This window comes from Cellulomonas sp. JH27-2 (genome assembly GCF_014837175.1).
Lineage (GTDB): Bacteria > Actinomycetota > Actinomycetes > Actinomycetales > Cellulomonadaceae > Cellulomonas.
Map to the genome: position 1 here is coordinate 311,942 of NZ_JACYFR010000004.1, position 15,404 is coordinate 327,345.

12 protein-coding genes are annotated in these 15,404 nt (G+C 73.0%); 5 read left to right on the forward strand and 7 right to left on the reverse strand.

Annotation, left to right across the window (positions count from 1 at the left end; genetic code table 11):
• Positions 1-19: 19 nt before the first annotated feature.
• Both IC607_RS14355 and IC607_RS14360 read right to left on the reverse strand, forming a co-directional pair.
• Positions 20-1,117 (reverse strand): mechanosensitive ion channel family protein, encoded by a 1,098-nt coding sequence (locus IC607_RS14355; protein ID WP_370526252.1) that lies wholly within the window; start codon positions 1,115-1,117, stop codon positions 20-22.
• Complete coding sequence (locus IC607_RS14360) at positions 1,114-3,237, reverse strand: prolyl oligopeptidase family protein (protein WP_191788068.1); 2,124 nt, start codon at positions 3,235-3,237, stop codon at positions 1,114-1,116. Before IC607_RS14360 ends, IC607_RS14355 begins: the two co-directional genes overlap by 4 nt.
• Positions 3,238-3,317: 80 nt before the next feature.
• Between IC607_RS14360 and malQ the strand changes: the two genes are divergently transcribed.
• Together malQ and IC607_RS14370 are read left to right on the forward strand one after the other, a co-directional pair.
• Positions 3,318-5,426, forward strand: coding sequence for a 4-alpha-glucanotransferase (gene malQ, locus IC607_RS14365; protein WP_191788133.1), 2,109 nt, complete (start codon positions 3,318-3,320; stop codon positions 5,424-5,426).
• Entirely contained in the window at positions 5,423-5,959 is a 537-nt protein-coding gene (locus IC607_RS14370; RefSeq protein ID WP_191788069.1) for an AAA family ATPase, read from the forward strand. The genes malQ and IC607_RS14370 overlap by 4 nt, the downstream gene beginning before the upstream one ends.
• Positions 5,960-6,111: 152 nt before the next feature.
• On the opposite strand, the gene pepN is transcribed toward IC607_RS14370, so the two are convergent.
• Positions 6,112-8,706 (reverse strand): aminopeptidase N, encoded by a 2,595-nt coding sequence (gene pepN / locus IC607_RS14375; protein ID WP_191788070.1) that lies wholly within the window; start codon positions 8,704-8,706, stop codon positions 6,112-6,114.
• 191 nt (positions 8,707-8,897) lie between these two features.
• On the opposite strand from pepN, the gene IC607_RS14380 reads away from it, so the two are divergent.
• A complete protein-coding gene (locus IC607_RS14380) occupies positions 8,898-9,512 on the forward strand; it encodes a DsbA family protein (protein ID WP_370526254.1) in 615 nt (204 codons plus the stop codon).
• 110 nt (positions 9,513-9,622) lie between these two features.
• Positions 9,623-10,138 carry a hypothetical protein gene (locus IC607_RS14385; RefSeq protein ID WP_191788071.1) on the forward strand — a complete coding sequence of 172 codons (516 nt, stop codon included), beginning with the start codon at positions 9,623-9,625 and terminating at the stop codon, positions 10,136-10,138.
• Positions 10,139-10,210: 72 nt separating this feature from the next.
• Here the strand turns inward: IC607_RS14385 and IC607_RS14390 are convergent, their stop codons facing one another.
• Positions 10,211-12,178, reverse strand: a complete 1,968-nt coding sequence (locus IC607_RS14390; RefSeq protein ID WP_191788072.1) for a M13 family metallopeptidase — start codon at positions 12,176-12,178, stop codon at positions 10,211-10,213.
• A gap of 82 nt (positions 12,179-12,260) precedes the next feature.
• On the opposite strand from IC607_RS14390, the gene IC607_RS14395 reads away from it, so the two are divergent.
• A complete protein-coding gene (locus tag IC607_RS14395; RefSeq protein ID WP_191788073.1) occupies positions 12,261-12,710 on the forward strand; it encodes a ribose-5-phosphate isomerase in 450 nt (149 codons plus the stop codon).
• A gap of 1 nt (position 12,711) precedes the next feature.
• On the opposite strand, the gene eis is transcribed toward IC607_RS14395, so the two are convergent.
• The 3 genes from eis to IC607_RS14410 are packed head-to-tail and all read right to left on the reverse strand — an operon-like array spanning position 12,712 to position 15,383.
• A complete protein-coding gene (eis, locus tag IC607_RS14400; RefSeq protein ID WP_191788074.1) occupies positions 12,712-13,977 on the reverse strand; it encodes an enhanced intracellular survival protein Eis in 1,266 nt (421 codons plus the stop codon).
• Positions 13,978-14,016: 39 nt separating this feature from the next.
• The gene (locus IC607_RS14405) at positions 14,017-14,349 is read right to left on the reverse strand and encodes an MGMT family protein (RefSeq protein ID WP_191788075.1); all 333 of its coding nucleotides are present in this window, start codon (positions 14,347-14,349) and stop codon (positions 14,017-14,019) included.
• A gap of 2 nt (positions 14,350-14,351) precedes the next feature.
• On the reverse strand, positions 14,352-15,383 hold the full coding sequence (locus IC607_RS14410) for an LLM class F420-dependent oxidoreductase (RefSeq protein WP_191788076.1): 1,032 nt from the start codon (positions 15,381-15,383) through the stop codon (positions 14,352-14,354).
• Positions 15,384-15,404 lie beyond the last annotated feature (21 nt).

The window sequence follows — 15,404 nt, forward strand, 5'->3', positions numbered from 1 at the left end:
CGGCTCGGACGTTCCCACGTCAGGCGGGCGGCGGTGCCGGGGGTGCGGGTGGGGTGGTCGTGTCGAGGCTGTCGTCGCCGGGTGCCTCCGCGCCGTGCTCGGCCTGGTCCTGCTCGGCCTGGGACCGGTCATCGGCCCGCGCCTCCGCGCGTGCGGCCTGGCGGGCGGCCATGCGGTCGTTCTGGCCGGCGAGCGGGACGCCCGCCTGCTCGAGCACCTGCCGCGTAGCGGCGCGCAGCGCCCGCGCGACCTCCCACTGCTTGGCCGGTGACGTGCGGACGCGCAGCCGCATCGTCACCGCGTCGGCGCTGAGCTTCTCGATGCCGGTGATCGTCGGCTCGCCCAGCAGCTCGGGCCCGAGCTCGGGATCCGCCGCGACCTGCGATGTCGCCTCCTCCAGCAGCATGCGCACCTCGTCGAGATCGGCGAAGTAGTCGACGTCCACCTCGACCGTCGCGGTCGCCCAGCCCTGGGTCTTGTTGCCGACGCGCAGCATGGAGCCGTTGGGGATGTACCAGAGCGTGCCGTCGGCGTCGCGGATCTTGGTCACACGCAGCGTCACGGCCTCCACGGTGCCGCTGGCGGGACCGGCGTCGATGACGTCGCCGACGCCGTACTGGTCCTCGAGCAGCATGAACGTGCCGGTGAGGAAGTCCTTGACGAGGCTCTGCGCGCCGAAGCCGAGCGCGACGCCGACGATGCCGGCCGACGCGATGAACGGTGCGATGTTGACGCCCAGCTGGTCGAGCACCAGGAACAGCGCGATGCTCGCGACGAGGATCGTCGTGGTCGAGCGCAGGACCGTGTCGAGGGTGCGGGCGCGTTGAGCGCGCCTGGCCGTGGCCAGCGGGTCCGCCTTGAGCAGCGCACCGCCCACGCTCGTGTCCCGCAGCCCCGTGCGGGCGGCGATGGGGGTGCCCTCCGCGACGTGGCTCGTGATGGTGCGGATGAGCCGGCGCAGCAGGCCGAGCACGACCGTGCTGATGACGATGATCAGGATCACGTGCAGGGGAATCCCGACGAACCAGTGGGCGAAACCCTCCGGTGAGTCGGTGGTGGGCTTGAGGTTGTCCAGCACGCCCGGGGACGGCGGCGGCGGCGTCTCGGTGCGGATCACGCGGCCACCTCCGCACCCGTCAGGTCCAGTCCCGTCGCATCGGCCACGAACTGCAGCTGCTCGACCGTCAGCGCGATCGAGCGCGACAACGACCGGCCCCCGTGCCCGACGCCGGTCTCCCGGCGCACGAGCACCGGCCGAGACCCGGACGTCGCCGCCTGCACCGCGGCCGCGAGCTTGCGTGCGTGCAGCGGGTCGACGCGCGTGTCGCCCTCGAAGACGGTGAACAGCGTCGACGGGTAGTCGGTGCCGTCGACCACGCGGTGGTACGGCGAGTAGCCCAGCAGCCAGCCCAGCTCGACGGGGTCGTCGGCGTCGCCGTACTCCTCCGTCCAGGTGACGCCCAGCCCGAACCGCTGGTAGCGGACCATGTCCAGCAGCGGCGCCGAACAGACGACCGCGCCGAACAGGTCGGGCCGCTGCGTGAGCGCCGCGCCGACGAGCAGACCGCCGTTCGACCCGCCCCAGCACGCGAGCTGCGCGGGGGTCGTCCAGCCCTGCTCGACCAGCCAGTCGCCGACCGCGTGGAAGTCGTCGAACACGTTCTGCTTGTGCTCACGCATGCCGTCGCGGTGCCACTGCTCGCCCTCCTCGCCGCCGCCGCGCAGGTTGGCGACGACGTACACGCCGCCGGCCTCGACCCACGCGAGAGTGGTCGCGGAGTAGCCGGGGTTGAGCGAGATCTGGAAGCCGCCGTAGCCGTAGAGGATCGTGGGGGCGGGGGCCAGGGGCCGTCCGTCGGCGTCCAGTGCGTCGGTGCGCGCGACGACGAACGCGCGGACCGTCGTCCCGTCGGCGCTGGTCACCTCGACCTGCTGTGCCCGGACGTCGGGCACGTCGGCCACGACCCCCGGTGGCGACGCCCACAGCGACACCTCGCCGCTGTCCGCGTCGAACCGGTGGACCGACGGCACGGTGGTGTGGTCGGTGAACGAGAACCAGACGTCGGGGCCGCCGTCGGGCCGCGTGCCGAGCCCGGAGATCGAGCCCAGGCCGGGCAGGGGCACGCTGCCGGTGCGGGCGCCCGACGACGGGTCGTGCGTGCTGACCTCGGAGACGGAGTGCCGCCGCCACGAGGCGAGAAGCATCGTCGGCGTCGTCTGCTTGCCGCCGCCGTCGGTGAACGCGACGTCCTCCAGGACGGCGTCGGGATCCTGCTCCAGCACGGTGCGCCAGTGCGCGACGCCGGGGGTCGTCGGTTCCGTCACCGCCAACCGGCCGCGCGGGGCGTCCAGGTCGGTGTGCAGCCACAGTCGGCCGTCGCGCGCGATCCACGCGCCGGTCTCCGCGTCCAGACCGACGGCGACGTCGACGAACGGTCCGTCCGCGGCGAGGTCCTTGATCCACACGTCGGTGCGCGGCGCGGTGCCGGCCGACGCGCTGACGATCAGCCAGCGGCCGTCGCGCGAGACCGAGACGCCGTAGTAGTTCGTGTGGTCCAGCCCGGCGCCGAAGACCTCGACGTCGGTCTCGGGTGACGCGCCGACACGGTGCAGCCACACGCGGCGGTGGTACTGCTGCTCGTCGTCGGGCAGCTGCTCGGGAGGGAGGCGCCGGACGTAGTAGAACGCCTCGCCGCCGGGCAGCCACGCCACCGGCGAGTACCGCGCGCGGTCGATCGGACCGTCGACGAGCTCGCCCGTCGCGACGTCCAGCACGTGCAGGACGCTCTCCTCCGTGCCGCCGGTCGAGACCTGGTACGCCACCAGGTGGCCCTCCTTCGAGGGCTGCCAGGCGTCGAGCGTCGTGGTGCCGGCCGGGTCGATGGCCATCGGGTCGATGAGGACGCGCTCGGCGCCGCCCTCGGCGACCACGACCACGGCGTGCTCCTGGTCGCCGGACCGGCGCGAGAAGAACCGGCGCTCGCCGCGCCAGGCGGGACCGGAGACGAAGCCGGCGCCCAGCAGCGCCTGCAGCCGCCCGGTGAGGCGTGCGCCGTCCGCGTAGCGCGCGCGGTGCGCCGCGTAGAGCTCGTCCTGCGCGGCCGACCAGGCCTGCGTCTGCGGGTCGTCGGCGTCCTCGAGCCAGCGGTAGGGGTCGGCGACGCGGTGTCCGTGCAGGTCCTCGACCAGGTCCAGCCGGGGGGCGGGCGGGTACGTGGGCAGGGAAGTTGCCGTCATGGTTGGCAAGGCTACGACGACCGTTGGTCCTGCGTGGTGGGCTGGGCCTCTGGCAGGATCGGGTCGTGGTCGACGACACGATGCCCGACGAGGCCCTGCTGCGGCTGGCCGCCGCGTACGGCGTCGCGCCCGACCACTGGGGCTTCCACGGGGAGCTCAAGAAGGCCAGCGCGGCGACGCTGACGGGCGTGCTGAAGGCCATGGGGGTCGACGCGTCGTCGCCCGAGCGGATCGAGCTGGCCCTCGCCCACGTGGAGGACACCCCGTGGCGGCGCGTCCTGCCGCCCACGGTCGTCGTGCGGGAGGGCGGCAGCGTGCACGTCCCCGTCCACGTCACCGACGGTGACCCCGTGACACTGACCATCGAGCTGGACCCCGAGAGCGGGGGAGGTCGGCGCGAGGTCGAGCAGACCGACGTCTACGTCGAGCCGCGGACGGTCGACGGCCGCAGGATCGGGCGCGCGACGTTCGCACTGCCGCCCGACCTGCCGCTGGGCTGGCACGAGCTGTACGCGGAGGGGCCCAGTGCGCGGGCGCGCTCGGTGCTCGTCGTGACGCCGGAGAAGCTCGCGCTGCCGGCCGCCTTGGACGGCGGCCGGCTGTGGGGGCTCATGGCGCAGCTGTACTCCGTGCGCTCGCGGCGCTCCTGGGGCGTCGGCGACCTCGTCGACCTCGCGGACCTCGGCGTCCTGGCCGGCGAGCTGGACGCCGACTTCCTGCTCATCAACCCGCTGCACGCCGCCGAGCCGGTGGCTCCGATGGCGCCCTCGCCGTACCTGCCGACGACCCGGCGGTTCGTCAACCCGCTGTACGTCCGCCCGGAGGCGGTCCCCGAGGCCGCCTACCTGGCGGCGGCGGACCGCACGCTCGTCGACTGGGCCGCCGAGCCCGTCGCGGCGCTCTCGGGCGACCCGGGACCGATCGACCGCGACGTGGTCTGGGAGGCCAAGCGCTCGGCGCTCGAGGTGGTGTTCGCGGTCCCGCTGAGCGCCGCCCGCAGGTCCGAGCTCGACGCGTTCGTCGCCGAGCAGGGGGCAGGGCTGGACACGTTCGCGCTGTGGAGCGCGCTGGCCGAGGAGTACGGGTCGGAGTCGATCCCCGCCCACCTGCAGGACCCGTCGTCGGACGCCGTCGCGGCCGAGCGCGACCGCCTGGCGGAGCGCGTCGAGTTCTTCACCTGGTTGCAGTGGGTGGCCGACGAGCAGCTCGCCGCCGCCCAGCGCTCGGCGCTCGAGCACGGGATGGCGCTCGGGATCATGCACGACCTCGCGGTCGGCGTGCACCCCGTCGGCGCGGACGTCTGGGCGCTCGGCGACGTGCTGGTGCGCGGCGCGACCGTGGGGGCGCCGCCGGACATGTACAACCAGCAGGGGCAGAACTGGTCGCAGCCGCCGTGGCACCCCACCGAGCTGGCCCGCGCGGGCTACCGGCCGTACCGCGACATGCTGCGCACCGTCCTGCGGCACGCGGGCGCCATCCGGATCGACCACGTCATCGGGTTGTTCCGGCTGTGGTGGGTGCCGCAGGGCGCCGGGGCCGACGAGGGCGCCTACGTGCGCTACGACCACGAGGCGCTCATCGGCATCCTGGCGCTCGAGGCGCAGCGGGCGGGGGCCGTCGTCATCGGCGAGGACCTGGGCGTCGTCGAACCGTGGGTGCGTGACTACCTCACGACGCGCGGCATCCTGGGCACGTCCGTGCTGTGGTTCGAGAAGACCGAGGGCGGCGACCCGCTGCCGCCGCAGGACTACCGCGAGCTGGTGCTCGCCACCGTCACGACCCACGACCTGCCCCCGACGGCGGGCTACCTGGCCGGCGAGCACGTCGCGATCCGCCAGCGGCTCGGCCTGCTCACCGAGCCGGTCGCGGTGGTGCGTGCCGCGGCCGAGAAGGAGCGTGACCGCATGCTGCGCGCCCTGCACGACCGGGGCCTGATCAGCGGCGACCCGTCCGAGCGCGAGATCGTCGAGGGCATGCACCGCTACGTCATGGCGACGCCGTCGGTGCTGATCGGCGTCGCGCTGACCGACGCGGTGGGGGAGCGACGCGCCCAGAACCAGCCGGGCACGGACCAGGAGTACCCCAACTGGAAGGTCCCGCTCGCGGACTCGTCGGGCCAGCTGGTGCTCACCGACGACCTGTTCACCAACGCCCGCCTGCGCTCGCTGGCCGCCGTCCTCAACGCGTGAGCGCGCCCCGGCGCATCCGCGTCGTCGGCAACAGCGGCGCGGGCAAGACGACGTTCGCGCGTGCGCTGGCCGCGCGGATGGGCGTGCCACACCTGGAGCTCGACGCCGTGTTCTGGTCGTCGGACTGGGTCAAGCGGGACGTCGACGAGGCGTTGGGCCTGGTCAGGGACTTCCGCGAGTCGGCGGCAGCGTCCCGCGGGTGGGTCGTCGACGGCAACTGGGCCAGCGCGCTGGGCGACGCGCTCGACGACGTCGAGGCGTGGGTGTGGCTCGACTACGGCCGCCGCGTCACCATGCCCCGCGTGCTGCGCCGGACACTGTGGCGCGGCGCGACGCGCGCCGAGCTGTGGCACGGCAACCGCGAGGACCTGCGCAACCTGCTCAGCCGGGACCCGCACCGCAACGTGGTGCTGTGGTCGTGGACGGCGCACTCGGCGACGCGCGAGCGCTACACCCAGCTTGCCCGCACGTCCCGCGTCATCCGCCTGCGCACCCCACGCCAGGCCCGCCGCTGGATCGAGTCCATTCGTTGATCGAGCCTCGAACCAGCGATCCTTGGCGCTTCGAGCGGCCTTGACGCCCAAGATCGCAGGTTCGGCAGGCACGACTCGTCGAACCTGCCATGAGTGGGCGTTCGCGGGGAGATGGCGCCCACGATGGCAGGTTCGACGAGAAGCCGGGCCGGTCAGGCGCGGCGGCGGTCTGCCTCCTGGGCCGCCAGGGCGCGGCGGACGCCGTCGCGGGACTCCGTGACCAGGCGGCGCAGCGCGGGGGCGGCGTCAGGGTGCTCGGCGAGCCACGCGTCGGTCGCGCCGGCGACGTCGACGCGGTCGTCGTCCGCCAGCTCGGTGGGGTAGAGGCCGACGACGATGTTCTGCGCCATCTCGTTCGTCTTGTCCGCCCACACGCGCTCGAGCAGCGCGAAGTACGGCTCGACGTAGGGGACCAGCAGGCCGCGGTCGTGGACCCGGCCGAACCCGCCGATCGTCGCGCCCTGCACGGCGTTGGCGAGGTCGTCGTTGTCGACGACGGCGGCCCAGGCGGACGCCTTCGCGTCCGTCGTCGGGACCGCCGCACGGGCGGCCGCAGCGGCGCGCTGGCCGGTGGCCGTCGGGTCCGCGGCGAGCTGGACCGCGATCTCGGTCTCGCCGGAGCGGCCCCCGACGACGAGCGATGTGAGCAGCTCCCAGCGCAGGTCGGTGTCGATGGGCAGCCCGTCGAGCTGCTCGCGGCCGTCCAGGAGCGCAGCGACCACGTCGAGGTGGGCGTCGGTGGACGCGCGCCCGGCGAACGCCTTCACGAGCTGGAGCTGGGTGTCGGAACCGGCGTCGGCCGCGCGGGCCAGTGCCAGCAGCGCGTCCGCGGCCGCCTGGTCCGTGGCCTCACGGTGCTCGGGCGCGACGTAGAGGTCGAGCGTCGTCGCGAGCTGGCGCAGCAGAACCAGCACCACCGACGAGTCCGTCTCGTGCGCGATGTTGCCGAGCACCAGGTCGACGAAGTCGCGCCCGGGCGTCTCGCCGTCGCGGGTCGCGTCCCACGCCGCCGCCCACACCAGCGTGCGGGGCAGGGACGCGTCGAACGCGGCGAGGTGCTCGACGGCGGCGGCCAGCGAGTCCTCGTCGAGGCGGATCTTGGCGTATGCCAGGTCGTCGTCGTTGACCAGCACCAGCAGCGGGCGCTGCGTGCCGACGAGCTGCGGGACCTCGGTGCGCGGGCCGTCGATGTCCAGCTCCACGTGGACCGTGCGCGCCAGGCGGCCGTCGACCAGGTCGTAGCCGCCGACCGCGAGGCGGTGCGGCCGCTGCACGGGGTACTCGTCGGGCACCTCCTGCAGCACCGCGAACGACGTGATGACGCCGTCGTCGCCCACGGAGATCTCCGGACGCAGCAGCGTGACGCCCGCCTTCTCCAGCCACAGTGCCGACCACGACGTCAGGTCGCGGCCCGACGTCGCCTCGAGCTCGACCAGCAGGTCGCGCAGCTCGGTGTTGCCCCACGAGTGCTTGGCGAAGTACGCCCGCACGCCCTCGAAGAACTGCTCCTGACCCACCCAGGCGACGAGCTGCTTGAGCACGCTCGCGCCCTTGGCGTACGTGATGCCGTCGAAGTTGACCTGGACGTCCTGCAGGTCGCGCATGTCGGCGACGATCGGGTGCGTCGAGGGCAGCTGGTCCTGGCGGTACGCCCAGCTCTTCTCGAGCGAGCTGAAGGTCGTCCAGGCGCTGGTCCAGCGCGTCGCCTCGGCCGTCGCGAGCGTCGAGACGAACTCCGCGAACGACTCGTTCAGCCACAGGTCGTCCCACCAGCGCATGGTCACCAGGTCGCCGAACCACATGTGCGCGAGCTCGTGCAGGATCGTCACGGCGCGGCGCTCGACCGTCGCCTCGGGGACCTTGGAGCGGAAGACGTAGGACTCCAGGAACGTCACGCAGCCGGCGTTCTCCATGGCCCCGGCGTTGAACTCGGGCACGAAGAGCTGGTCGTACTTGGCGAACGGGTACGGCGTGCCGAACAGCGGCTCGTAGAACGCGAAGCCGGCGCGCGTGACGTCCAGGATGTTGTCGGTGTCCAGGTGCTCGGCCAGCGAGCCGCGGCAGTACACACCCAGCGGGATCTCACGGCCGTCGCTGCTGGTCAGCGTGCTGTGCTCGTGGTGGTACGGGCCGGCGACGATCGCGGTGACGTACGACGAGAGGCGCGGCGTGGTCTCGAACGTCCACGTGGCCGTGCCCTGGTCGGCGCCGCCGTTGCGGTTGGTGCCACCCTCGACCGCCTCGGGCTCGCCCACCTGCGGGTAGTTGGAGACGACGACCCAGTGGGCCGGCGCCGTGACCGTGAACGCGAAGGTCGCCTTGAGGTCGGGCTGCTCGAACACCGCGAACATGCGGCGGGAGTCCGGCACCTCGAACTGCGAGTAGAGATACACCTCGTCGTCGACCGGGTCGACGAAGCGGTGCAGGCCCTCGCCCGTGTTCATGTACGCGCAGTCCGCGACGACGACGAGCTCGTTCTCGGCCTCGAGGTCGTCGAGCGCGATGCGGGAGTCGGCGAACACCGTCGCAACGTCCAGGGCGCGGCCGTTGAGGGTAGCTCCGTGCAGCTTCGGCGCGATGAGGTCGATGAAGGTGCTCGCACCGGGGGTGGCCGAGAACCGCACGACGCTGCGCGAGGTGAACGTGTGCGGGCCCGTGGTCAGGTCCAGGGAGACGTCGTAGGACTTCGTCTGGACGATCGAGGCGCGCTCGCGCGCCTCCGCACGGGTGAGGTTCTCAGCGGGCACGCGGGTTCTCCTTGAGGCTGCGGGATCGTGGCTGGTGGCCGCCGTCGATCATGTCACGCGCGGCCGACAGGCTCACGACGAATGTCGGGCAGCCGCTGCGTCCGACAGGTGAGCGCGTGCCTGCTCGATGTGCGTTCGCGGCCTTCGTCGGGCGAGACTGCAGGCGTACCCGAGACCTGGAGGACACCGCCGTGCCGCAGAACGCCACCCCCGTCGTCGACTTCTGGTTCGACCCCGCCTGCCCGTGGGCCTGGATGACCTCGCGCTGGATGGACGAGGTCGCCGCGCAGCGCGACGTCGACGTCCGTTGGCACGTGATGAGCCTGGCGGTGCTGAACGAGGGGCGCGACGACCTCCCCGAGCGGTACCGCGAGCTCATGACGTCGGCCTGGGCCGCGGTGCGCGTCGTCATCGCCGCGCAGCGCGACCACGGCGACGGCGTCGTCAAGCCCCTGTACGACGCGTTGGGCACGCGGATCCACCCGGGCGGTCGGTCGGACAACGAGGCGATCATCGCGGAGGCGCTGGCTGAGGTGGGCCTGCCCGCCGAGCTCGCCGCGGTCGCCGGCACGACCGACGTCGACGACCTGCTGCGCGCCTCGCACACCGAGGGCATCTCGCTGGTCGGCACCGACGTCGGCACGCCCGTCGTCGCGATCGACGGCGTCGGCTACTTCGGCCCCGTCGTCACGCCCGCACCCACCGGCGACGCGGCGCTCGCGCTGTTCGACGGCCTCGTCGCGATGACCAAGGTGCCGGGCTTCTACGAGCTCAAGCGCAGCCGCACGGCGGGACCGCAGTTCTGACCCCACAGCGCATCTGACCTCGCTGCGCATCTGACCTGCCGGTTTGGAAGGTCCGGTTCCTCCCGTGTCATCCTGGCGGCGGAACCTGACCCCGGACGCCCTGGAGCATCATGACCGCGACGCCCCGCGCGATCCGTACCTGGGCGATCGTCGACGCCGTGCTGATCGTGATCCTGGTCATCGTCGCCCTGACGACGGCGGGCGGCGGTGGCTCGGGCGACGAGGCGCGCCCGAGCGCCTCCGCGTCGTCGTCGGCGTCGTCCTCGGCGGCGGCGTCGACCGGGGCCACGGCATTCAAGCTGCCCAGCGGCAACATCGCGTGCGCGATGTCCGACGACGGCGTGACCTGCACGATCGCCAGCATCACGTACGACCCGCCGGCGGTGGCCGGCTGCGACGGGAAGACGGGGCACGTGATCGTGCTCAACGACGACGGCGTCTCGTTCCCGTGCGAGACGGGCCCCGCGCCGACCGTCGCAGGTGACGACGTGACGACCCTCGAGTACGGCAAGACGGCGACGACCGGCGACTACACCTGCACGAGCGCGACCGACGGCGTCACGTGCGTCGACGGTGACGGCACGGGGTTCCAGCTCGCCCGCGCCAAGTGGTCGAAGGTGGGTTGACCGGGCGACTTGACCGGGCGACTTGACCGGGCGGACCCGGGCCGCGCCTCCCGGCACGGCCCGGGCGTGCGTTCACCAGATGCGGACGCGCTGCTCCGGCTCGAGGTACAGGGCGTCGCCGGGCTGCACGTCGTACGCCGAGTAGAACTCGTCGATGTTGCGCACGACGCCGTTGCAGCGGAACTCGTTGGGCGAGTGCGGGTCCGTCGCGAGGCGGCGGACGACCTCCTCGTCGCGCCCCTTCGACTCCCAGACCTGCGCCCAGCCCAGCAGCACGCGCTGCACACCGGTCAGCCCGTCGACCACCGGCGCCTCGTCGAGCGGGCGACCGAGCGCGATGCGGTAGGCCTTGATCGCGATCGACAGGCCACCCAGGTCGCCGATGTTCTCGCCGATCGTCAGCGCGCCGTTGACGTGCTGCGACCCACCGAGCTGGGCGGGGGAGAACTCGTCGTACTGCGCGATGAGGGCCGACGTGCGCTTCTCGAACTCCTCGCGGTCCTGGGCCGTCCACCAGTCCTCGAGGCGGCCCGCGCCGTCGTACTTCGACCCCTGGTCGTCGAACCCGTGGCCGATCTCGTGGCCGATCACGGCGCCGATGCCGCCGTAGTTGACGGCGTCGTCGGCGTCCGCGTCGAAGAACGGCGGCTGCAGGATCGCGGCCGGGAAGACGATCTCGTTCATGCCCGGGTTGTAGTACGCGTTGACCGTCTGCGGGGTCATGAACCACTCGTCGCGGTCGATCGGCCTGCCGATCTTCGCCAGCTCGCGGTCCTGCTCGAACGCGGACGCGCGCCGCACGTTGCCGACCAGGTCGTCGGGCGTGACCTCGAGCGCGTCGTAGTCGCGCCAGCGCACCGGGTAGCCGATCTTCGGAGTGAACGCGTCGAGCTTGGCCAGCGCCTTCTCCCGCGTCTGCGCGCCCATCCACTCGAGCCCGGTGATGGACTCGCGGTACGCCTCCACCAGGTGCGCGACGAGCTCGTCCATCCGCTCCTTGTGCGACGGCGGGAAGTGCCGCTCCACGTAGACCTTGCCGACGGCCTCGCCCAGCACGCCCTGCACCAGCGACACGCCGCGCTTCCAGCGGTCGCGCAGCTCCTGCGCGCCGGTGAGCGTGCGGCCGTAGAAGTCGAAGTTCGCCTCGACGAGCTCGTCGGTCAGGTACGGCGCGCGGTCGCTGACGACGTGGAACGTCAGCCACGCCTTCCAGTCCTCGAGGGTTTCCGACTGCCAGAGCGCCGCGAAGGCCTCGGCGAACGAGGGCTCGCGCACGACGAGCTGGTCGAGCGACCCGGCGGGCGCCCCCAGCGCCAGTGCCCACGAGTTCCAGTCGAAGCCGGGCGCGGCGACGGCCAGCGCGGCCAGGCTCGTCGGGTTGTACGTCAGGTCCGCGTCGCGGTCCTTGACGACGTCCCAGTGCGCGGCGGCGAGCTTGGTCTCGAGCGCGACGACGCGCCCCGCGGCCTCGTCGGCCGCAGCCTCGTCGAGCACGCCCGCGAGCGTGAGCATGCGCGCCACGTGCGGCCGGTACGCCGCCAGCACGGCCGCGTACTGCTCGTCGCGGTAGTACGACTCGTCAGGCAGACCGAGGCCGGACTGGTGCAGGTAGACGACGTACGTCTCCGGGTCCTTCGCGTCGTTGTCCACCCAGAACGAGACCGCGCCGCCGGCGCCCGTGCGCTGAAGCGCGCCGAGCGCACCCGTCAGCTCGGCCTGCGTGGTCGCCGACTCGACCAGGCCCAGGTCGAGCGCGAGCGGGGCCGTGCCGGCGGCCGCCACGGCACCGGTCTCCATGAAGCTCGCGTACAGCGCGCCGATCTTGGCCTCGACGCCGTCCGTGGCGTCGGAGGACTCGGTGATGATGTCGCGGACCTGCTCCTCCGCCTGGTCGTGCAGGGCGCGGAACGAGCCGTCCATGGCGCGGTCCGCGGGGATCTCGTGGGAGTCGATCCACCGGCCGTTGACGTGTCGGTACAGGTCGTCCTGCGGGCGGGTGTCGGGGTCGAGGGCGTTGAGGTCGATGCCGCTTCGGGTCATGGAGTACACCCTACGGACGCCCGCCGACAGCACACGGTGGAACCGCGCGCAGTCGCCCCTCGACCTGCGGCAAGATGGGCACATGCGCATCCACATCGGTTCCGACCACGCCGGGTACGAGCTCAAGGCCGCGCTCGTCGAGCACCTGCAGGCAGCCGGCCACGACGTCGTGGACCACGGCGCGCACGCGTACGACGCCGACGACGACTACCCGCCGTTCTGCATCGAGACGGGTGAGGCCGTCGTCGCCGACGCCGGCTCGCTGGGCGTCGTCATCGGCGGTTCCGGCAACGGCGAGCAGATCGCCGCCAACAAGGTGAACGGCGTCCGCGCCGCGCTCGCCTGGAACCACGACACCGCGACGCTCGCGCGTCAGCACAACGACGCGAACGTCGTGTCCGTCGGCGCCCGCCAGCACTCCGTCGACGAGGCCACCGCACTGGTCGACGCGTTCCTGGCCGAGCCGTTCAGCCAGGGTGCCCGCCACCAGCGCCGCATCGACCTGATGACGGCGTACGAGGCGACGCGCTGACTCAGAACACCCAGCTGCAGACCGGGGCGACGGGCCAGCCGAACGCGGTCGCGGCGGCATTGGCGGCGCTCGGTGTCCGTTCGACGACGAGGCCGGCCGCGGTGAGCGCGGCCAGCGAGCGGCCGCCCAGGTAGGCGGCGCCCAGCTCGCGGACGTCGAGCGTGAGGTCGGCTTCGTCGTCCGTCGGGGTGACCTGCGCGGGGTACGAGCCGTCGACGGCGTCGCCGGTCGTCAGTCGCCAGCGCCGGGCGTTCGACGGCAGGAGTGCGTCGGTCACGTCGAGGACGACGTCGATCGGCGTCGCGTACCGGCGCTGCGACAGGGCCGCGGGCACGTCGAGGAGCCGGACCCACATGTTGTCGGACACCCGCGGCGTCGTGGCACGCACGTCGAGGAGGAGCTGCAGCAGCGCGTCGTCGGGCGCGAGCTGGCCCGACGTGATCTCGCTGGTCAGGTCCAGGTCGAGCAGGAACGTCCACAGCCGGTGCGTCGCGGCCGCGTCCACGGCAACGGACTCCCGCAGCGCGACCGTGTAGCGCGGGCCGGCGTCCGCCCAGACGTCCTTGCGGCGCAGCAGGGCGTAGCCGCGCGCCTCGCCCGAGGCGTCGTGCACGGTCGCGATGCGCATCGGCTCGCCGCCGTCGCGCCACGCGGGCGGGTCGACGACGGGCCGCATGCGCAGCTTGTCGCTGTCGCGCGTGATCCAGCCCGGTCGGCCGGCGCCGGCGGCGCGGTGCAGCCGGGCGACGAGCTCCTCGTGGCGCTCGCGGTCGAGCGTGTCGATGCGTACCGTGATGTCGGCGGACCCAGGCACGTCCCGCAGCGCGGCGCGTCGGGGGAGCGTCAGACGCAGGTTCTGCGCGGCGCAGCCATACCCGAACCGCCCGTAGATGGCGGGCTCCGACGCCGTCAGGGCGGAGACGACCTCGCCGCGTGCGAGCGATCGCTCGAAGTGGTCGGCGATCATCGCGCTCAGCAGCCCGCGCCGACGTTCGTCGGGCCGCACGCACACCCACGTCAGACCGGAGCACGCCACCGAACCGCCGGGCGTGGGCAGCGTGAACTGGTACGACGCGTGTACGGCCGCCAGCCGGCCGTCGGGTCGCTCGACGGCCCTGGCCCGGTCCCACTCGAAGGGGAGCGGGAGCAGCGCTCGCGTCTCGGGCGCGGTCGTCATGGCGAACGCGAGCTCGTCGACCTCCTCGAGCTCACCGCCGCGCGACTCGGGGACAGGTGCCAGGCGATAACCGTCGGGGAGAGTGCTCATGCGTTCATCGTGCCCGCGGCACAGGGCCGCGACCAGCCTTTACTCGTCGTCGGGGAACCAGATCGCGGCGCGCAGCCGGACGCGGCGGCCGTCGGTCGTCATCGGCGTCCGCTCGGCCACCAGCTGCTCCAGCGCCCGGGCGAGGTGCCGCTCCGGGGGAGCGCCCGACGCGTTGACGACCCGCCACCAGGGCACGCCGCTGCCCGCCCGGGCCATCACCTGACCGACCTGTCGCGGGCCGCCGCGAGCTGCCTCACCCCGCGCGACGAAGTCGTCGGACACCACCTCCGCGACGGTCCCGTACGTCATGGCCCGGCCCGTGGGGATCGCGGCGACGAGGTCGAGCACGGCCTCGACGTAGTCGTCGTCCACCCCTACTCCGCCAGGAGCTGCGCGATCGCCGGCAGGGTGCGCGGGTCGCCCTGCACGAGCATCGTGGTCACGGCCGTGGCGCGCCACGCCGGGAGCTGGGCGCGGATGTCGTCGGCCGTCCCGACGAGGGCGACGTCGCGGATCAGCTCGATCGGGACCGCCGCCGCAGCGCGCGCCTTGTCGCCGGCCAGGTAGTGCGCCTGGATCTCGTCGCACGCCTCGGCGTAGCCCAGCCGGTCCAGCACGTTGCGGTGGAAGTTCGCGCCCTTGGCGCCCATGCCGCCGGCGTAGAGCGCAACGAAGGGCCGGATGCTGTCGGCGGCGCTCGCGACGTCGTCGCCCAGGACGATCGGCACGGGGCAGACGACCTCGAACTGCGCGGGGTCGCGCAGACGGGCGGCGCGTGCCGCGAAGCCGTCGGCGAGCAGCTGGCGGTACTCGTCGTCCATGCGCGGCGAGTAGAACATCGGCAGCCAGCCGTCCGCGATCTCCGCGGTCATCGAGATGTTCTTGGGCCCCTCGGCGGCCAGGTGGATGGGCAGGTCCGCGCGCAGCGGGTGGACCGTGGAGCGCAGCGGCTTGCCCAGACCGGTGCCGCCGTCCAGCGGGAGCCGGTAGAAGTCGCCGGCGTGCGTGACCGGTGCCTCGCGGCGCAGCACGTCGCGCACGATCGACACGTACTCGCGCGTGCGGGCCAGGGGGCGCGGGTACGGCTGGCCGTACCAGCCCTCGACGACCTGCGGGCCCGAGGCGCCCAGGCCCAGCACGAAGCGGCCGCCGGAGAGGTGGTCGAGCGTCAGTGCGGCCATCGCCGCGGCGGTGGGCGTGCGGGCGGAGAGCTGGGCGATGGCGGTGCCGAGGCGGACGCTCGACGTGCGCGACCCCCACCACGCCAGCGGGGTCAGCGCGTCGGACCCGTAGGCCTCGGCGGTCCAGACCGAGTCGGCGCCCAGCGCCTCGCACGCGAGCACCGTCTCCTGCGCGCCGGGCGGCGGGCCGGCCGACCAGTACCCCATGTAGTAGCCCCAGCGCACGACGACCTCCGATCCGACGCG